Origin of the sequence: Paracidovorax anthurii, from assembly GCF_003269065.1 — a bacterium.
GTDB lineage: Bacteria > Pseudomonadota > Gammaproteobacteria > Burkholderiales > Burkholderiaceae_C > Paracidovorax > Paracidovorax anthurii.
Map to the genome: position 1 here is coordinate 1 of NZ_QLTA01000074.1, position 19,432 is coordinate 19,432.

Below are 19,432 nucleotides of genomic sequence, written 5' to 3' on the forward strand. Positions count from 1 at the left end.
TCCATCACCGGCAATGCGTGCGCAAGCCACCACCGTTTGCTTGTGCACATCCAATCCCGCGCAGCGCGGGTAGATCACTTCCATGACAACCTCCTGTTCGCGGCGCCATCGGCGTGCGGCCCACGTCATCGAAGTCTGAAATGCGTGCTCAAGAACCGAAGGCTCAGGGCAACAGTCTGGGGTGCTCGTGAGGCCGCGGGTCCAACTGAGATACGGGCTCGAAGCACCAAGTACGAACCGACCTCGGTGCCGGACGCTGCGCCCGCCATTAGGCGCCTGTTTCATGTCCTGCGGGTGGCGCGCAGCGCAATGGATAACTGAGATGAGCTGCATATAAAAAACGGCACCCAACTAAAAACTAACAAAACAAGTTTGTAAAATAATCATGAATGTATTTTTCTTGGTGCTGATGAGGTTTTTGAGGTTGCAATTCAGGAAGGTAAGGGGATGCATATTCCTCTTGGGTGTTTCTCTGGTTTCGCCATTGTGTATTGCGGCTGGGCCTCCGGCTCCCCTGTGGAGCGGTGGGCTTAATAGTTTCGGAACGCCGGCCGAAGTTTGTGAGCAACATGTTGCGTTGCAAAATGAGGCAGCGGCCCATGGTCCATACGATCGGTATGAATCGTATGAATTGGTGGCTGGTGAGCTTTCAAACCAGATGTGGTGCAAGTTTTATACGTCGGAACATATACATGCCGAAGACATAGAAGTCCGTGCTGGATGCCCCGGCGGTCAATATCCTTATGGACTATATTCAAATCTTCGGGTAAGCGAAGATAGTTCGGCATGTGTTTGCCCTCCAGTCAGTCCGGTTTATGCTTCTGACTATCAGGTTTGCATAAGTAGTTTTGTCATCGGCTTCGATGGCCCCAGTGCCACAAAAGTCTTGCCTGCAGGTCCATCACTATCGATGGCTGTTACGGTGATGGAGAACGGTGCGCCAAGCAAAGATAAAGCCGTTACTGTCTCTGTTCCTGGAAGTGGCTCAATCAGGGGGACGACGGACATTAATGGGCGGTTCAGCTTCACTTTTATTCCGCCGCGCCGTCCCACTGTCGCTCACTTGACCGCCGTTTGCTCAGATTGCTATAACACCACTGCGGAAACGAATATCAATGTTACCGATATCCCTATCTGCAGGCCCGACCCTGGAAGTTTATTGGGCAATCCTATTGCCCCTGTTTCTGGTAGCAAGATTCAAGTCGAAACTGATTGGCAGGATCAAGGCACTCATCCGCTGAACTTCATTCGCACATATCGCAGTGGTGGCGGTCAGGTGCCTGCTGGTTTGGGTAATTATTGGTCTCACAATTATGCGACTCAGTTGATTGGCGGCGATTTGCAGCGTACCGCGCAATTCGGCAGCGGCACCTTGGCCCTATTCACCCGCAGTACTATCACGGACCCCTGGACCAACGATAGCGGTGAATATCGCCTGCAGCAAAATACTGCCGGCTGGCGTGTCACGCGGTTGGAGGACGATGCATATTGGCAGTTCGACAGCAACAACGCGCTCGTCAGCATGGGGCTGCGCAACGGTTGGGTCATGGCGCTCAGCTATACCAACGGTGCCCTGACCCAAGTCACCAATGCCTTTGGCCGCAAGCTGCAGTTCCTCTACGACGCTCAAGGCCATCTCACGGGCGTCACCACCCCTGCCGGCCAGACTATTGCGTATACCCTGCACAGCACGGGTCGCCCCATCGGCGTGCAGTACCCGGATAACCGCAGCAAGACGTACCTCTACGAGAACACCCAGTATCCCGATGCGCTGACCGGTATCAATGACGAAAGCGGCCAGCGTTACGCGACCTTCGGCTATGACGCCGATGGCCGGGCCACTTCCACCAGCCATGCTGGCGGTGTGCTCAGCTACGGCATCACATATCCCACCAGCAGCAGCGCGAGCAGTGGCAGCCTGACCACTGGCGCTGTCGACGCGGCCGTGTTCCAAAGCAGCGTCCAGGCCACCGACCCACGCGGCAGCCTGCAGACTTGGACTTACCAGGGAGGAGACGGCACGGTACGCGTATTGCGGGCCAGCGGCCCATTTGAAGGCGGCACCGTCGCCAGCCGCAGTTTCACCGATGACTTCAATCTGCCCACGGTGGAAACCGACTTCCTCGGCAACAAAACCACCTTCGAGTGGGATGTGTCACGCCGGTTGCTGCTCAGAACCACCCGTGCAGCAGGAACCACCTTGGCCCAAACCACGCAAACGCAGTGGCACCCTTCGTGGCATCTGCCCGTGCTCATCACCGAGGCTGGGCGTACCACTGCGTACACCTATGACGCTTCAGGCAATAAGCTCAGTGAGACCATTACCGATACCGTTGGCAATACCAGCCGTACCGTCCGTTGGAGTTATAACAGCCAGGGTTTGGTTGCAAGCATGACCGACGCGCGGGGCAAGGTCTGGACCTATGACTACGACAATCTCGGCAATACCACCAAGGTCGCCAACCCGCTGGGTCACACCACCCAGTACAGCTACAACGGCGCAGGCCAGATAACCCAGATCACCGACCCGAACGGCGTTATCACGGCAAACACCTACGATGCACGCCAGCGCCTGCTGAGCACTACGGTGGCAGGGCAGAGCACCACCTATACCTACGATGCCATGGGCCAGATGACCCGCGCCACGAGGCCCGACGCCAGTTGGACGGGCTTCGAATATGACGCGGCACACCGCCTGACTGCGGTGGTGGACAACCTGGGCAACCGGGTCGATTACACGCTGGACAACGCCGGCAACCGTATCGCCCAACAAACCAAAGATCCTGCAGGCGTTCTGAGCCGCCAGATCACCCGTATGTACGACGCTGTAGGCCGCTTGCAAAAGACCGCCGGCTTGGAATAAGAGATCACCCCCATGTTTGTATCCATGAAGCCGGCTTTGGCGAATAAAGCCGCTCTTTTTGACGCCCGGCCATTTTTGCGCCATTTGTTTTTCGTCCTGTGCTGCTGTCTCGTGCCTTGGTGCACCCAGGCACAAGCGCAGACCAAAACCACTACCGATCTGGCGCTAGCCTCGTCCACAATCACCGCAGGCCAATCCACCACGCTGACTGCCACCGTCAAGCCGAGTGCAGCCAGGGGCACGGTCCGCTTCATGAACGGGAACACGAGTGTGGGCACGGCCACATTGAACAGCACGGGCGTAGCGAGCCTGTCTGCAGCGTTCACCGCGGTGGGTACCCAGAACCTGACTGCGGTATATGCAGGCAGCAGTACCTACGCTACCAGCACCTCCGCAGCCAAACAGCTCACGGTCAAGGCAAACACCACCGCCAGCACGCTCGTATTGAGTGCCACCCCAACGAGCAGCGTCGCCAACGAAGCCGTCACCCTGCGGGCCACCATCAACCCATCCACCGCCACCGGAACCGTTACCTTCAAAGACGGCACCGCCTCCTTGGGCACGGCCACTCTGAGCGCCGGCGTCGCGACGTTGAAATCTAGCTTTGCCACGGCCGGCTCGCATGCTCTGAGCGCCAGCTATGCTGGCAACGCAACGGTCTCGGCCAGCAGCTCCAATGTGCTGTCTTTCACCGTTGCCAGTGCACCGATTGCACTTCCCAGTCCGCCCGTTTCGCCTGCACCTGTGGTGAGCCAGGCTTATGACGCACAAGGCAACCCGACGGTTGCGACACAAGCACCTGATATTCCAGACTTGGCGTTGACAACCAATACTGCCTACGATGCTCTGGGGCGGCCAAAAACCGTCACCGACCCGTCTGGCAACAATACGGTGATCAGCTACAGCAGTGGCAACCAAGTCAGCTCTGTTTTGGATGGGATAGGGGCGACTACACAGTACGACCGTGATGGACTAGGCCAGGTCAAGCAGCAGCGCAGTCCTGACACAGGCACCACCAACCTGAGCTACGACGAAGCGGGCAACCTGCTCACCAGCACGGACAGCCGCGGCGTGCTGACCACCAACACCTACGACGCCATCAATCGGCTGAGCAGCAGTACCTTCAGCCAGGCTGGACAACCCAACCAGAGCTACGCTTGGCTCTACGACCAAACGGGCGGCAATTTCACGAACGGCATCGGGCGCTTGACCACGATCAGTTTCCCGGAGGGGGCCACCACCTACGCCTACAACGCCCAAGGGCGTGTGACGAAGGCCCAGCAGACGCTCAACCCGAACTCGGCCACCAATCCGAAAGCCGTTGTCCTATCCACGTTTTACGAATACGACGCGGCGGGCAATCTGACGGGCATGACTTATCCGTCTGGCCGCAAACTGAGCATCGGATACGCGGGTGGGCTGCCGAGTGCAGTAAGTCTCAGCAAAGACGCCTCCAGCTCGGCGACACCCCTCGTCACCGGATTGCGCTATGCACCTTTCGGAGCGGCGCAAAGCTGGAATTGGGTAACGAACAATGGCTTGGCCGCCCATAGCAGGGTGATGGATACCAATGGCCGCTTGGTACGTTATCCGCTGGGTGAGTATTTGCGAGACGTGTCTTACGACGGTGCAGGCCGTATTACCGCCTACACCCACTATCGGGCAGCGTCGGGTGCCACCAGTGGTTCAGTGGCAAACCAGTTGGATCAGCAATTCAGCTATAACAACGCCGGCAGATTGATACAGGTGAGTACCACCCAAGGGGGATGGACTTACATGTATGACGGCAACGGCAATCGTATCAACGTGACCGTCAACAATGGCGTGCCGAGTTGGTACAACCTGAAATCCAAAAGCAACCAGCTTGCTTCGATAGATAAACCGCCGGTCACGCTGACCTATGACGCAGCAGGCAATACGACGTCGGATGGCAGCTTCACGCTGCAATACGACTTGAGGGGACGGTTGGCCAAGGTAACGAACGCCCAGGGCAGCACTAGTTATACCTATGACAACAACGGTCTGCGGGTGCGAAAGAGCAATGGCACGGCAAGTGGCACGACGGTTTTTGCATATGACGCTGAAGGCCATATGCTGGGGGAGTACGACGGTTCAGGCAATCCGATTCGCGAGATCGTTTGGCTCGGAGATATGCCATTGGCCGTCTTCACTCCCGATGCCGCCATGGGAGCCAATGCTTCCACGGCAGCTCCGCAGATTTTCTACATCCATGCGGACCACTTGAATACACCACGGGTGGTGGTTGATAAAGCCAATACGGTGCGCTGGCGTTGGATGAGCGAGCCGTTCGGGACTACGGCAGCGGAGACCAGCCCTGCAGGGCAAGCCGATTTCGTTTTCAACCTGCGCTTTCCTGGTCAGTACTATGACGTGGAGTCAGGGATTCATCACAACTGGAATTGGGATTATGCACCAGGTATGCTCAGAGTGATCCGATTGGGTTGCAGAGGGGAAACAGTACCTATGCTTACGTGGGGGGTAATCCTCTGGCATTCATTGATCCCTTCGGGCTGACGCAAGCAGACATTGATAATGCATATTCTGCGGCGATTGCAATGATGCCGAATTCAAAAATCCCATCTGGCGTAAGGACGTTGAGTCAGAAAGGTAAAGCAGGAAAAACTAGCTTCTTCAGCAAAAGTATTGCAGTGGATTCAAAGTACCTTGAGTGTTTAGATGATAGTGAAGTCACCGAATTGCTCGTAACAATACTTCATGAAATGGCGCATTTCAATCAGAAATGGTATGAATTTGGGGTCGATAATGTGATCGAACGAATTACTGGAGGCGAGGTTTTTAGTGCTCAGGATAGGGCAGAAGCGATCTTGATAAGTAATCCTTCGATGGTCGCGAGATACTTAGCGAACCGTCACGTAGATAAGGAGTCTTGCAGATGCAAAAAGTAGCTCTCATCAAAAGGCGAATAACTATCGGCATCTATTTTTTGGCTTCGATTGTTTTTCACTGCATTATATTGTTCACTGGTGTTGGTAACTATTTTCATGGAGGTACACCCATGGAATGGATAGTTTTGCAGGTAATCGCAGTTTTGCTTTTTATAACTGCTTTGAGACTTATGCCGAAGGCCCCTCTGCTGCAAAAGATTCCTATAGCAGTGTGTGCTGTGATACCTACTATTTCAGTAGCTTGGGGTTTGATTTCGGCGATTCGAAAGTGAATATGAGTTTTAATGAAGACTTTGCGAGAAATTAGAAAATTCCACATAAAAGGGTAAATCGATATTCCAAAGTTCCAGGGCGTTTGGCGATTCCGCCAGGCTCTTGGGAAGATCGTTAATCTCTCTCAGATCTTCTACATCCATGCGGACCACTTGAATACACCACGGGTGGTGGTTGATAAAGCCAATACGGTGCGCTGGCGTTGGAAAAGCGAGCCGTTCGGCACGACTGCAGCGGAAGCCGCAGGAAGTCCCTTCAGAACGGGGGCCGTGATTCGAAGGCCAGCGGCTCGCCCGTGCGCGGATGGGCGAACGCGATGCGGGCCGCATGCAGCAGCAGCCGGGGTGCCCGGGCCTGCGCGGCGGCAGGGGCGTAGAGCGCGTCGCCCAGGATGGGGTGGCCGATGGCCGCCATGTGCACGCGCAACTGGTGCGTGCGGCCGGTGACCGGCTCCAGCAGCACGCGCAGGGCGGGCCCCGCGAACCCGGGTTCCCGCGCCACGGGCTTCCAGCGGGTGAGGCTGGGTTTGCCCGCCGTGGCGTCGATGACGCGCAGCGGGCGGCGCTCCCAGTCGGCCGCGATGGGCAGGTCGATCTCGCGCCAGTCCGGGCCGCCATCCCCGGCATCGGCTTCATCACCGTCCACCACCGCCACGTACTGCTTGTGCACCCGGCGGCCGGCGAAGGCATCGCCCAGCGCCCGCTGGGCCGGGGCGTGGCGGGCCATCACCACGATGCCCGATGTGGCCTGGTCGAGCCGGTGCACCACGCAGGCGCCGGGCCAGTGCCGCGCCGCGCGGGCGCTCAGGCAGTCCTGCTTGTCGGGGCCGCGCCCGGGCACGCAGAGCAGGCCGGCGGGCTTGGCGAGCACGATCAGGTCGTCGTCGGCGAACAGGCACGCGGGCGGCGCGCCGGCAGCCTCGGGCTCCGGTGCGGGCATGGGGGTCAGGGCTGCTCGCCGTGCAGCAGGCGGTGCACGGTGGCGCACAGCTCGTCCACGTCGTTGGGCTTGTGGATCAGCGCGTTGGCGCCTTCCGCGAGCGCGTCGCGCTCGATCTCGGCGGTCACGTGGCCCGAGGCCAGGGCCACGGGCAGGTCCGCGCGGATGCGCCGGGCCTCGCGCACGAGGTCCACGCCGCAGTAGCCGGGCATGTTGTAGTCGGTCACCACGAGGTCGTAGCCCATGGGGTCGGCGCGCAGCGCCCCGGTGGCCTCGTGCGGGTCGGTGAAGCCGCTCACGCGGTAGCCCCGGCGCCGCAGCAGCCGCTGCACGAGGAAGACCAGGGCCTGGTCGTCGTCCACGTACATCACGTGGTGCTGCCGGCCGGCCGATGCCTGCGGCGCGGGCGCGGCCGGCGTGGCGGAAGGTGGCGGGGCGCCGGCCTTCTGGGGCTGCGGGGCCGGACCGGCGGCCTCGGCGGTCGCCACGGGGAAGTACAGCGTGAAGCGGCTGCCCTCGCCGGGGGTGCTCTGCACATCCACCGCGCCGCCGTGGGTGCGCGTCACGCCGTGCACCACGGCCAGGCCCAGGCCGGTGCCCTGGCCCACGGGCTTGGTGGTGAAGAACGGCTCGAAGATGCGCTGCTGCGTGGCCGCGTCCATGCCCGGGCCGTTGTCGGCCACGGTGATGGCGATGTACGTGCCCTCCGGCAGCGCGAGGCGTTCGCACAGGCGGTGGTCGGGCTGCACGGCGGAGGCCTCCACGCGCACCGCGCCGCGTGCCTCGCCGATGGCATGGATGGCGTTGGTGCAGAGGTTGAGCAGGGCCTGCTCCACCTGGGTGGCGTCGGCCAGCATCGGCGGCAGCGCTGCATCGACGTGCGTGCGCAGCTCGATCGCCGGCGGCAGGGTCACGCGCAGCAGGCGCTCGGTGTCGTGCACCGCTTCCGCGACGGAGACGGCCGTGCGCTTCGGGGGCTCGTTGCGGCTGAAGGTGAGGATCTGCCGCACCAGGTCGCGCGCGCGCCGGCCGGCCTTCTCGATCTCGCGCAGGCTCTCCAGCGCGGGCGAGTCGGCCGGGCAATCGGCCTTGGCGAGTTCCACGTTGCCGAGGATGGCGCTCAGGATGTTGTTGAAGTCGTGCGCGATGCCGCCGGCCATGGTGCCCACGGCCTGCATCTTGTGCGATTCGCGCAGCTGCGCCTCCAGCTCGCTGCGGTGGGCCTCGGCCTTCTTGCGGCCGGTGAGGTCGCGCGCGAACACGGTGGTGGTCTCGCCCTCGGCATGCCGCTCGAACGACACGCTCACCTCCACGGCCAGCTCCTTGCCGCTGGCCGTGAGCGCGAGCATCTCGCCCAGCACGGCCTGCGTGGCGAGCTGCGCGAAGGCCAGGGCCTGCGCGGCGTCGGGCAGGAAGCGGTCGAGGGGGCTGCCCAGCGCGTCGGCCGTGGAGCACTGGAAGAGCGCGGCGGCCGTGGGGTTGAACACGGTGATGTGCTGGTGCTGATCGACGCAGATGATGGCGTCGAGCGCGGAGTTGATGACGGCCTCCAGGCGCCGCTCGCTGTCGTGGAGCTGGGCGTTGCGCTGCTGCAGGGCCTCGGCGCTCTGCTGCAGCGCGCGGCGCTCGGCCACCAGCGGGCCCTGGTCCACCACCGCGCAGAGGAACTGCCACTGCGCCGGCGCGCCGCCTTCCTGCGGCGCCTCGATGCGCGCGATGTAGAGGTCGCCGGTGATGCCGGCGCCCTCCGAGCCGATGGGGAAGACGACCTCGCTGGCCTCGCTGTGCCCCTGCTCGCGCGCCTGATCGAATGTGGCGCGCACGCGTTGCGCGTCTTCCGCGCTCACGAAGGGCATCAGCGAGGTGAGCGGCCGGTCGGTCTCGACGGGCTGGAACCAGCGGTGCGCCATGGAATTGGCCTGCACCACCATGTCGTGCTCGTCGAGCACCATGAGCGCGAGCGGCACGCTGGCGAACAGCGTCTCGAACCGCTCGGAGGCGCTTTCGGCGGCGGCCTGGCTGTAGCGCAGCACCTTGTTCTGCACTTCCAGCTCGGCCTGGTAGGCCCGCAGTTCGGCGATCAGGGCCGCCACGGGGCCCTGCGGGCGGTCCGCGTGCCGGCGCGGCGATTCGCCGGTGGAGCCCTCCGGCGCGGGTGCCGGATCCATGCCGCCAGCCGCAGGAGCGCCCGATGGCGCCGGGGAGCCATCCGGATCGGGCGGCAAAAGGAAGGACAGGTCGGGGCGGCTCATGGGCGGCTCGGGCGGTTCACGCCGCAGCGGCGCGTGGGGGGGCAGCGGCGGCGCCGTGCGGGAGGGCGCCAGTGTACGCCCGCCGGCCCGGCCATGCCGGGCGGGTGCCCCGGGCTCAGTCCTGTGCCAGCTCGGCCACGGGCACGCAGCTGCAGAAGAGGTTGCGGTCACCGTACACGTTGTCCACGCGGCCCACGGGCGCCCAGTATTTGCCGTGGCGCAGCGCGGCGACCGGGTAGGCCGCGGTCTCGCGCGGGTAGGGGTGCTGCCATTCGCCCGACAGCAACTGGTGCGCCGTGTGCGGGGCGTTCTTGAGCGGGTTGTCGTCCTGCGGCCATTCGCCCTGCTCGATGCGGCGGATCTCCTCGCGGATGGCGATCATCGCGTCGATGAAGCGGTCCAGCTCGGCCAGCGTCTCGCTCTCGGTGGGCTCCACCATGAGCGTGTTGGGCACGGGGAACGAGAGCGTGGGCGCGTGGAAACCGTAGTCGATGAGGCGCTTGGCCACGTCCTCGGCCATCACGCCGCTGGTCTCCTTGAAGCCGCGCAGGTCCAGGATGCATTCGTGGGCCACGTGGCCGTTGGCGCTCGCGTAGAGCGTGGGGTAATGCTCCTTGAGGCAGGCGCTGATGTAGTTGGCCGAGAGGATGGCCGTCTCGGTCGCGGCGCGCAGGCCGTCCGCGCCCATCATGCGGATGTACATCCAGCTGATCGGCAGCACGGCCGCGTTGCCCAAAGGGGCCGAACTCACCGCCCCCACGCTCCCCACTGCGTGTGGTTCGCTGCCCCCCGAGGGGGCCTTCGCCAGCTTGGGGCGGCCCGGCGCTGGCTCAAGCGCGCCCTGTGCCGAGGCTGTCGCATGGCCCGGCAGATAGGGAATGAGGTCCTCCACCACGCACACGGGGCCCACGCCCGGGCCGCCGCCGCCGTGCGGGATGCAGAAGGTCTTGTGCAGGTTCAGGTGGCTCACGTCGCCGCCGAAGGCGCCGGGCGCGGCCACGCCGACCATGGCGTTCATGTTGGCGCCATCCACGTACACGCGGCCGCCGTGCTGGTGCACGAGGGCGCAGAGTTCCTTCACCTGGGTCTCGAACACGCCGTGCGTGCTGGGGTAGGTGATCATCACGCAGGCCAGTTTCTCGGCATGCTGCTCGCACTTGGCGCGCAGGTCCTGAAGGTCCACGTTGCCGCTGGCGTCGCAGGCCGTCACCACCACCTGCATGCCCACCATCTGCGCACTGGCCGGGTTGGTGCCGTGGGCGCTGCTGGGGATGAGGCAGATGTTGCGGTGGCCCTGGCCCTGTGCCTTGTGCCATGCGCGGATGGCCAGCAGGCCCGCGTATTCGCCCTGCGAGCCCGCATTGGGCTGCAGGCTGATGCCGGCATAGCCCGTGGCCTCGCACAGCCAGGCGCGCAATTGTTCGTCGAGCAGGCGGTAGCCTTCGAGCTGGTCGGCCGGCGCGAACGGGTGCACCTGCGCGAATTCGGGCCAAGTGATGGGGATCATCTCGCTCGTGGCGTTGAGCTTCATCGTGCAGCTGCCCAGCGGGATCATGCTACGGTCGAGCGCGAGGTCCTTGTCGGAGAGCTGGCGGATGTAGCGCAGCATGCCGGTCTCGGAATGGTGGGTGTTGAACACCGGGTGCGTGAGGAAGCTGCTCGTGCGGCGCAGCGCGGCGGGAATGAGCGGCTCCACGCCGGCCTCGAAATCTTCCACGCGCGGCAGTGTCTGCCCTTCGGCGGCGAAGACGGACCAGAGCAGCTTGATGTCGGCGCGCGTGGTGGTCTCGTCCAGCGAGATGCAGAGGTAGTCGTCCCAGGCCACGCGCAGGTTGGCGCCGCGCTCCAGGGCGCGTGCCAGCAGCGCGCGGGTCTGCTCCTTCGTGTGCAGGCACAGCGTGTCGAAGGCCGAATCGTGGTGGCGCGCGGTGTGGCCCAGCGCCGCAAGGCCCTTCGCCAGGATGGCCGTGTAGCTCGCCACGCGCTGCGCGATGCGCGTCAGGCCCTCGGGGCCGTGGTAGACCGCGTACATGCTCGCCACCACGGCGGGCAGCACCTGCGCGGTGCAGATGTTGGAGGTGGCCTTCTCGCGGCGGATGTGCTGCTCGCGCGTCTGCAGCGCGAGGCGGTAGGCGGGCTGGCCGTGCGTATCCACGCTCACGCCCACGAGGCGGCCGGGCAGCGAGCGCTTGAACTCGTCGCGGCAGGCCATGAAGGCCGCGTGCGGGCCGCCCGCGCCCATGGGCATGCCCAGGCGCTGCGTGTTGCCCACGACGATGTCCGCGTCCCATTCGCCGGGCGGCACGAGCAGGGTGAGCGCGAGCAGGTCGGCGCACACGATGGCCGCGGCCTGTTTGCCGTGGATTTTCTGCACGTCGGCGCGCCAGTCGGCCAGCCAGCCGCTGCTGGCGGGGTACTGGATGACGGCGGCGAAGAGGTCGCCCTCCAGCGCCGCGTTCCATTCGGCCTCGGAGTTCGCGACCACCACCGCGATGCCCAGCGGCTCGGCGCGCGTGCGGATCACCTCGATGGTCTGCGGGTGCGTGTCGCCCGAGACCACCAGGGTCTGGCTCTTCGATTTGACCGAGCGCTTGGCGAGCGTCATGGCCTCGGCGGCGGCCGTGGCCTCGTCGAGCATCGAGGCGTTGGCGATCGGCATGCCGGTGAGGTCGCACACCAGGGTCTGGAAGTTGACCAGCGCCTCCATGCGGCCCTGCGAGATCTCGGCCTGGTAGGGCGTGTAGGCCGTGTACCAGGCGGGGTTCTCCAGGATATTGCGCAGGATCACGCCGGGCGTGTGGGTGCCGTGGTAGCCCTGGCCGATGAAGCTCTTGAGCACGCGGTTCTTCGACGCGATGGCCTTCAGCTCCGCCAGCGCCGCCGCCTCGGTCGTGGCGGGCGGCAGCTCCATCGGCGCGGTGCGGGCGATGGAGCGCGGCACGATGCTCTCCACCAGCGCCGCGCGCGAGGCCTCGCCGATGGCCGAGAGCATGCGCTGTTCGTCCGCGGCATCGATGCCGATGTGGCGGGGCTGGAATTCGGCGGCGTTTTCAAGCGCGCCAAGCGGCGGGAAGGTGGGCGTCGGCATGGGGAGGGTCCCGTTCAGCGGGCGGGGAAGGAGGGAAAGGAAAAATGAAAAGGGTGCGCGGCGTCGGGCGGAGCGCCGCGCACCGGCGCGGGGCTCAGCTGTTCTTGGCGAACTCGGTGTAGGTCGTCTCGTCCATCAGCGATGCGAGCTGCGACGGGTCGGAGAGGCGCACCTTGAAGAACCAGCCCGCGCCCAGCGGGTCGGAGTTGGCGAGCGCGGGGTCGGCGCGCAACTCCTCGTTCACCTCCACGATCTCGCCGGACACGGGCATGTACACGTCGGCGGCGGCCTTCACCGATTCGACGACGCCGGCCACCTCGCCCTGCGCGAAGGTCTTGCCCACCTCGGGCAGGTCGACGAACACCACGTCGCCCAGCGCGTCCTGCGCATGGACGGTGATGCCGACGACGGCGGCGCCGGCATCGGCGGCGTTGATCCACTCGTGGTCGCGGGAATACTGGATGGTCATGGGGGCTCCTGGATGAGAAAGTGGGTGTCCGCCGGGGCGGACGAAAACAGGGAAGAAAAGAAATCCCTCGGCAGGGAATGGCGACTGTAGCCGCGGGCCGCGGCCTTTTTCAGCCGCGGTGGTAGCGCGGCGGCAGGAAGGGCAGGGCGCACACTTCCATCGGCACGGCCTTGCCGCGCACGATGGCGTGCACCACGGTGCCGAGTTCGGCGAACGCCGGGGCGACGTAGCCCATCGCGATGGGCTGGTTCACGCTCGGGCCCAGCAGGCCGCTGGTCACCTCGCCGATGGCCGCGCCCTCGGGGCTCTGCAGGGCGGTGTGCTCGCGCACCGGCACGCGCTCGCGGGCGACGAGGCCCACGCGGCGGCGCGCGAGCCGGGCTGGGTCGTCGATCTGCGCCAGCACCCGGTCCGCGCCAGGGAAGCCCCCCGCGCGCGCGCCGCCCGTGCGGCGCACCTTCTGGATGGCCCAGTTCAGCGCGGCCTCGGGCGGTGTGGTGGTGGTGTCGATGTCGTTGCCGTAGAGGCACAGGCCCGCTTCGAGCCTGAGGGAATTGCGCGCGCCCAGGCCGATGGGCTTCACCTCGGGCTGCGCCAGCAGCGCGCGGGCCAGCGCCTCGGCCTGGGAGGCGGGCACGGAGATCTCGAAGCCGTCCTCGCCCGTGTAGCCGCTGCGGGTCACGAAGCAGTCGCAGCCGGCGATCTCGAAGCGCCCGCCGGTCATGAACACCAGCGCGGCGGTGGCGGGCGCGAGGCGTGCCAGCGCCGTGGCGGCCTGCGGGCCCTGCAGCGCCAGCAGGGCCTGTTCGGGCATCGGCACCACCTCGCAGCGGTGGCCGATGCGCGCCTGGATGTGGGCGATGTCGCCGGCCTTGCAGGCGCCGTTGACGATCACGAACAGGTCGTCGCCCCGGTTCACGAACATCAGGTCGTCGATGATGCCGCCCGCGTCGTTCAGCAACAGGCCGTAGCGTTGTTTTCCGACGCCGAGGCCGATCACGTCCACGGGCACCAGGGTCTCGAACGCGGCGGCGGCGTCGGCGCCCACGAGGCGCAACTGGCCCATGTGCGAGACGTCGAACAGCCCGGCGGCCTGCCGCGTGTGCAGGTGCTCGGCCATCAGGCCGGCGGGGTACTGCACGGGCATGGAATAGCCCGCGAAGGGCACCATGCGGGCGCCGAGTTCGAGATGCAGCGCGTGCAGGGGCGTGGAAAGCAGGGCGGAGGGGGAGGCGTCGGCGGACATGGGCGGGCTTTCGGGCAAGGGCAATGGGGCACGCGCGGCGCCATCGGTGCGCCACGCGATCTGCCCGCTGTCCGCTTTACCTGAGAGATTCACGCCGCCTGGGCGCTCGCGGACATCGCGGCGCCCGGGTGGGGCTTGCTCCTTCGGTGGACCCGCACGGGGCGGGCCTCTCTCCAGCCGGGGGAACGCCCGCATCCCTGCGGGCGCCTTGCCAGTCCTTTTGCCTGAGCGTTCGGGAATCCCCTGCGCCTTCGGCGGCGCCGGCGGCCCGTTGCGGGCGCGGCGCTCTCTCCTGACGGGGCGGATTCTAACGGCAGCGCGCGGGGGGCGGGGTCGTTCGCGCGGATGTTTTCCGATCCGGGTGCCAAGCACCCCGGCCGGCGGTAACCGGCCGGGGCCTTGCCCGTTGCGTGCGCCCGGGTAAGGGCGTCCTGTGGCGGAAAGTATGCGGGGCGGGGCGCCGATGGATTTTTTGAATTTGCGGGGAATGGGCGCTGCTGCAGAAAATTCTTCTGCCGCCGCGCGGCCACGCGCACAATGCATCCATGGACCGCATCGACCGAAGAATCCTGGCCGTCCTGCAGGCCGACGCGCGCGCGAGCCTGCAGGAGATCGGCCACGCCGTGGGCCTGAGCCCCTCGCCCTGCTGGGGCCGCATCCGCAAGATGGAGGAGGCCGGCGTGATCGAGGGCTACACCGTGCGCCTCAATGCCCAGGCGCTGGACCTGGCCGACACGGTGCTCGTGCAGGTCACGCTCGACAGCCATTCCGACAACACGCTGGAGAAGTTCGGCGAAACCCTGGCCAGCATCCCCGAGGTGGTCGAGGCGCACCTCGTCTCGGGCGACTACGACTACCTGCTGCGCGTGGTGGTCAAGGACACGCGCGACTACGAGCGCCTGCTGCGCGAGAAGCTCTACCGCATCAAGGGCATCCGCCACAGCCGCTCCAGCTTCGTGCTACGCACGCTCAAGAGGGCCGATCTGCCGCTGCGCACGGACTGAATCGGGCCTTTGGGGAGCCGGGAAGGCTCCATGTCGCCGTATTTGCTATGTTGTTTGCTATTAAATGGATAGCATCTGGCGTTGAGGAGGCTCAGCCGAGCAGCAGCGCGTCGTCCGCCAGCTTCTCGCCGCGCACCGTCTCGAACATGCGCAGCAGGTCGGGCACGTCCAGGCGGCTGCGCTCCTCGCCCGACACGTCCAGCACCACCTGGCCCTGGTGCAGCATCACCGTGCGGTCGCCCACGTCCAGCGCCTGCCGCATGCTGTGCGTGACCATCATCGCCGTGAGCCGGCTCTCGGCCACGATGCGCGCGGTGAGCTGCAGCACGAAGTCGGCCGTGCGCGGGTCGAGGGCGGCGGTGTGTTCGTCCAGCAGCAGGATGCGCGAGGGCTGCAGCGCGGCCATGAGCAGGCTCACGGCCTGCCGCTGCCCGCCCGAGAGCAGGCCGATGCGGTCCGCCAGGCGGTTCTCCAGCCCCAGCCCCAGCGTGGCGAGCCGCTCGCGGAAGAGGGCGCGGTCGGCCGCCTTCACGGCGCCGCGCAGGCCCCGGCCCGCGCCGCGCTGGCGGGCCAGCGCCATGTTCTCCTCGATGGTGAGGTCTTCGCAGGTGCCGGCCATGGGGTCCTGGAAGACGCGCGCCACGCGCGGCGCGCGCTCCCACACGGGCAGGCGCGTGACGTCCTCGCCGTCGATGGCGATGCGGCCCGCGTCCACGCCCAGGTCGCCTGAGATGGCGTTGAGGAAGGTGGATTTGCCGGCCCCGTTGGAGCCGATGACGGTGACGAACTGCCCGGCCGGAATGTCCAGCGACATGCCGCGCAGCGCGCGCGTCTCGATCGGTGTGCCGGGGTTGAAGGTGATGTGCAGGTCTTGTGCGCTCAGCATGGTGCGTGTCCTTTCAGCGGCGCGAGGCCCGCTTGCGCCGGAGCTGCGGGATCACCAGCGCGATGGTCACCAGCACGGCCGTGACGAGGTTCAGGTCCTGCGCCTTCAGGCCGATGAAATCGCTGTTGAGCGCCGCCGCGATGAAGAAGCGGTACACGATCGCGCCCACGATCACCGCCAGCGTGGCCCAGGCCAGCCGCCGCGAGGGCAGGAGGCTCTCGCCCACGATCACAGCCGCCAGCCCGATCACGATGGTGCCGATGCCCATCGAGATGTCGGCGCCGCCCTGGGTCTGCGCGAAGAGCGCGCCGGCCAGCGCCACCAGCGCGTTCGATACCGCCATGCCCAGCAGCACCATCGCGCCGGTGTTCACGCCCTGGGCGCGCGCCATGCGCGCGTTCGAGCCCGTGGCGCGGATCGCCAGGCCTTTCTCGGTGGCGAAGAACCAGTCCATGAACAGCTTGGCCGCCACGATCATCACGGCCAGCAGCAGCGGCCGCGCGACGTAGTCGGCCATGCCCCCCGGCTGGAGCTGCGTGAACAGCGTGGGCTCGGTGATGAGGGGCACGTTGGGCCCGCCCATGATGCGCAGGTTGATCGAATAGAGCGCGATCATCATCAGGATGCTGGCGAGCAGGTCCATGATCTTCAGGCGCACGTTGAGCCAGCCCGTGACGAGGCCCGCTGCCGCGCCCGCGGCCGTTGCGGCCACCGTGGCCACGGCCGGGCCGTGGCCGCCCGCGATCAGCACGGCGCAGACGGCGCCGCCCAGCGGGAAGCTGCCGTCCACCGTCAGGTCGGGAAAGCGCAGCAGGCGGAACGAGATGAAGACGCCCAGCGCGACGAGGCTGAAGATCAGCCCGATCTCGATGGCGCCCAGGAAGGAGAACAGGGACATGGCGCGGCGTAAAAACGGCGTGGAGGGAGGAAAGCGCCCTCGCCGCCACCGCGCCGCGGCGGCCCGCGGGCAGGGGGATGGCGAGGGCGGGGAGGGGGCGCGTGCGCCCCCCGGGCGTCAGCGGACGACCTGCGCGGCCGACTTCACCAGCGCGTCGGACAGCTTCACGCCCTGTTTCTCGGCGGCGCCGGGGTTCACGAAGAGCTCCATCTTCGTGCTGATCTCTGGCTTGATGTCGCCGGGCTTCTCGCCCTTGAGGATGCGCACCACCATGCGGCCCGTCTGCTCGCCCAGGTCGCGGTAATTGATGCCGTAGGCGGCGATGGCGCCGCGCTTCACGCTGTCGGTGTCGGCAGCCACCAGCGGCAGCTTGGCCTCCTGGCCCACCTTCACCAGCGCCTCGTAGGCCGAGACTACGTTGTTGTCGGTGCCGGTGTAGATCACGTCGGCCTTGCCCACGAGGCTGCGCGCGGCGGCGCCCACGTCCACCGAGCGCGGCGCGGCGGCCTCCACCAGCGTCATGCCCAGCTTGGGCAGCAGGGTCTTGAGCTCCTTCACCACCACGGCGGAGTTCGCCTCGCCGGGGTTGTAGACCACGCCCACGCGCTTGGCGCCGGGCACCACCTGCCGGACCAGTTCCATCTGCTTGTCGAGCGCGAGCACGTCGGACACGCCGGTCACGTTGGTTTTGGAGGGCTCCCAGTTCGCCACCAGCTTGGCGGCCACCGGGTCGGTCACGGCGGAGAACACCACCGGCACGCTCTTGGTGGCGGCCACCACGGCCTGCGCGGAGGGCGTGGCGATGGCCACGATGGCATCGGGCTGGTCACCCACGAACTTGCGCGCGATCTGCGCGGCCGTGCCGGTGTTGCCCTGGGCGCTCTGGTATTGCCACTTGAGCGTCTTGCCCTCCTCGTAGCCGGCGGCCTTCAGGCTGGCCTTCACGCCGTCGCGGATCGAGTCCAGCGCCGGGTGCTCGACGATGGCCGTCACGGCCACGGACTTGGGGGTGGAGGCCTGCTGGGCCAGGACGGCCGACGGGGTGCCGGCGACGACAGCCGCCACGGCCAGCGCGAGAGCGCCCCAGGGCGCGCCAAACGAATGCTTCATGCTCGAAATTTCCTGTCCGCCCGGCCGCGCGGGGCGCGCCATGGGCGGTGGTGTGCACGGGCGGCCCGAAGGCGGCCCGCCGGTGTGATCGTCCCTGCAGAGATGGACCAGGCGCGTGCAGGGACGGAGGCCGCTGCCTGGAGCCCGGGAGTCTAGCGACTGTGTCGCCCGCGGGCTCGCACGCGTGCCCCGATGGCGCAGCGCGGCGGTGCGGAATCCCCGTGGCGGGCCGCCGGTTCGCTGGTTCTGCGGCGCGTGTTCGGCGCCCGGATCCGGGTTCGCGCGATCGCGGGGTCTGCTTGCCCGGCGCCGGGTCAGTCCATCGAATTTCACTGGATTGCGCAACTTTCTTGCTTTCCTGATCTATAAGGGCAAAAAAAACTGAATTAGTTCAGAAAGTTACTGCTGGGTCGTGAAATTTTGGAGGCTCCAGCACGGGTCTGTGGGTCGGGTTTTCAGGTCATTTTTATCGTATTCAGGGTGTATCAGTGCTTCCGAAAGCCCCTCGAAACTTCCACGTAGATCGCTTGGAATATATGTAAATCAATAAGTTATGGGGTTGAAGTGCGCGAGTCTGGAAGCCCGGATAGGTTCCCTCCCCTGGCAAGTGCTAACGTTATGAATAGTGAGAAATTCCGTAATGAGGAATTTCAAGAAATTGAAATATTATTGCAACGCTTTTGTGGTTGAGACGACTTGGCGAGGCGCAGGGCCGAGCTGATGTTTCATTGCGGGATGGGCTGCGTCCTGCATGGCGGCAGCTGTCTGCCGGTCGGATAGCGGTTCCAACAGCCGAAGGAGGCGAAATGACTCTGGCAATCGAGCGCAACGCGTTGCAACGTCGCGATGAGGTACTGGCTTCCAAACTGCGTGCCCTCATCTCCGGCCCGCAAACGGGATTTCTCATGGAGGCGCACAACGGGCTGTCCGCGCGCATCGTGGCGGAGGCCGGCTTCAAGGGGATCTGGGCATCGGGCCTGTCGATCTCCGCTTCGCTGGGCGTGCGCGATGCCAACGAGGCATCCTGGACCCAGACGCTGGAGGTGGTGGAATTCATGACCGACAGCACCGATCTGCCCGTGCTGCTGGACGGCGACACGGGATATGGCAACTTCAACAGGCTTTGTTGCACAAATCACCCCGGCCACACCGGTAGACTGAAGGCGTGACGGAAGCAAAGAGCGAGAGGCGGACCAAGTACCGCACGACGAACTGGAAAGCCTACAACGCAGCGCTGAAGGCGCGAGGATCGTTGACGATGTGGCTGGATGAAGGCATGCAGTGGCTTGGCAAGCCGAACGGCAAGCGCGGGCGCAGCCCGACGTTCTCGGACGCAGCCATCCAGTTTTGCTTGAGCATCAAGTGCCTGTTCGGCCAGCCCCTGCGGCAGGCGCTGGGCATGGTGGACAGCCTGCTGCGGCTGGCCAAGCTGGACTGGCCGGTGCCGGACTTCAGCACGGTGTGCCGACGCCAGAAG

14 protein-coding genes, 1 pseudogene and 2 riboswitches are annotated in these 19,432 nt (G+C 65.4%); of the genes and pseudogenes, 6 read left to right on the forward strand and 9 right to left on the reverse strand.

Annotated elements, in window-relative coordinates:
* Nucleotides 1-828: 828 nt before the first annotated feature.
* Nucleotides 829-1,029 carry a hypothetical protein gene (locus AX018_RS25345; protein WP_170146328.1) on the reverse strand — a complete coding sequence of 67 codons (201 nt, stop codon included), beginning with the start codon at nt 1,027-1,029 and terminating at the stop codon, nt 829-831.
* A gap of 34 nt (nt 1,030-1,063) precedes the next feature.
* Between AX018_RS25345 and AX018_RS22765 the strand changes: the two genes are divergently transcribed.
* The 3 genes from AX018_RS22765 to AX018_RS24975 all read left to right on the forward strand — a co-directional run bounded on the left by AX018_RS22765 (nt 1,064) and on the right by AX018_RS24975 (nt 6,062).
* The gene (locus tag AX018_RS22765; RefSeq protein ID WP_170146329.1) at nt 1,064-2,863 is read left to right on the forward strand and encodes a DUF6531 domain-containing protein; all 1,800 of its coding nucleotides are present in this window, start codon (nt 1,064-1,066) and stop codon (nt 2,861-2,863) included.
* A 12-nt stretch (nt 2,864-2,875) separates the two neighbouring features.
* Nucleotides 2,876-5,398 (forward strand): Ig-like domain repeat protein, encoded by a 2,523-nt coding sequence (locus tag AX018_RS22770; protein ID WP_111882255.1) that lies wholly within the window; start codon nt 2,876-2,878, stop codon nt 5,396-5,398.
* Between the two features lie 379 nt (nt 5,399-5,777).
* Nucleotides 5,778-6,062: a hypothetical protein gene (locus AX018_RS24975; protein ID WP_146749411.1), complete on the forward strand. Its 285-nt coding sequence runs from the start codon at nt 5,778-5,780 to the stop codon at nt 6,060-6,062.
* 256 nt (nt 6,063-6,318) lie between these two features.
* Here AX018_RS24975 and AX018_RS22775 read toward each other — a convergent pair whose 3' ends face one another.
* The 5 genes from AX018_RS22775 to gcvT all read right to left on the reverse strand — a co-directional run bounded on the left by AX018_RS22775 (nt 6,319) and on the right by gcvT (nt 14,057).
* A complete protein-coding gene (locus tag AX018_RS22775) occupies nt 6,319-7,002 on the reverse strand; it encodes an RluA family pseudouridine synthase (RefSeq protein ID WP_111882257.1) in 684 nt (227 codons plus the stop codon).
* Between the two features lie 5 nt (nt 7,003-7,007).
* Nucleotides 7,008-9,254, reverse strand: a complete 2,247-nt coding sequence (locus tag AX018_RS22780; RefSeq protein WP_111882260.1) for a PAS domain-containing hybrid sensor histidine kinase/response regulator — start codon at nt 9,252-9,254, stop codon at nt 7,008-7,010.
* Between the two features lie 115 nt (nt 9,255-9,369).
* Nucleotides 9,370-12,342, reverse strand: a complete 2,973-nt coding sequence (gcvP, locus tag AX018_RS22785) for an aminomethyl-transferring glycine dehydrogenase (RefSeq protein WP_111882263.1) — start codon at nt 12,340-12,342, stop codon at nt 9,370-9,372.
* Nucleotides 12,343-12,436: 94 nt separating this feature from the next.
* Nucleotides 12,437-12,811 carry a glycine cleavage system protein GcvH gene (gcvH, locus tag AX018_RS22790; RefSeq protein ID WP_013594541.1) on the reverse strand — a complete coding sequence of 125 codons (375 nt, stop codon included), beginning with the start codon at nt 12,809-12,811 and terminating at the stop codon, nt 12,437-12,439.
* Between the two features lie 109 nt (nt 12,812-12,920).
* Nucleotides 12,921-14,057, reverse strand: coding sequence for a glycine cleavage system aminomethyltransferase GcvT (gene gcvT, locus AX018_RS22795; protein WP_111882276.1), 1,137 nt, complete (start codon nt 14,055-14,057; stop codon nt 12,921-12,923).
* Nucleotides 14,058-14,114: 57 nt separating this feature from the next.
* A riboswitch (glycine riboswitch) is annotated at nt 14,115-14,244 on the reverse strand.
* A 19-nt stretch (nt 14,245-14,263) separates the two neighbouring features.
* A riboswitch (glycine riboswitch) is annotated at nt 14,264-14,362 on the reverse strand.
* A gap of 240 nt (nt 14,363-14,602) precedes the next feature.
* On the opposite strand from gcvT, the gene AX018_RS22800 reads away from it, so the two are divergent.
* Nucleotides 14,603-15,061 (forward strand): Lrp/AsnC family transcriptional regulator, encoded by a 459-nt coding sequence (locus AX018_RS22800; RefSeq protein WP_111882265.1) that lies wholly within the window; start codon nt 14,603-14,605, stop codon nt 15,059-15,061.
* Nucleotides 15,062-15,152: 91 nt separating this feature from the next.
* Here AX018_RS22800 and AX018_RS22805 read toward each other — a convergent pair whose 3' ends face one another.
* From AX018_RS22805 to AX018_RS22815, 3 genes are all read right to left on the reverse strand, one after another.
* Nucleotides 15,153-15,947, reverse strand: coding sequence for an ABC transporter ATP-binding protein (locus tag AX018_RS22805; RefSeq protein WP_111882268.1), 795 nt, complete (start codon nt 15,945-15,947; stop codon nt 15,153-15,155).
* Between the two features lie 13 nt (nt 15,948-15,960).
* A complete protein-coding gene (locus tag AX018_RS22810) occupies nt 15,961-16,845 on the reverse strand; it encodes an ABC transporter permease (protein WP_111882271.1) in 885 nt (294 codons plus the stop codon).
* 117 nt (nt 16,846-16,962) lie between these two features.
* Nucleotides 16,963-17,955 (reverse strand): ABC transporter substrate-binding protein, encoded by a 993-nt coding sequence (locus tag AX018_RS22815; RefSeq protein WP_111882273.1) that lies wholly within the window; start codon nt 17,953-17,955, stop codon nt 16,963-16,965.
* An 806-nt stretch (nt 17,956-18,761) separates the two neighbouring features.
* Here AX018_RS22815 and AX018_RS22820 point away from each other — a divergent pair.
* A pseudogene (locus AX018_RS22820) lies at nt 18,762-19,079 on the forward strand (isocitrate lyase/phosphoenolpyruvate mutase family protein); the annotation flags it as partial.
* Nucleotides 19,080-19,120: 41 nt separating this feature from the next.
* Nucleotides 19,121-19,432 (forward strand): transposase (locus AX018_RS22825; RefSeq protein ID WP_211322509.1); only part of this gene is annotated, 312 nt, incomplete at its 3' end.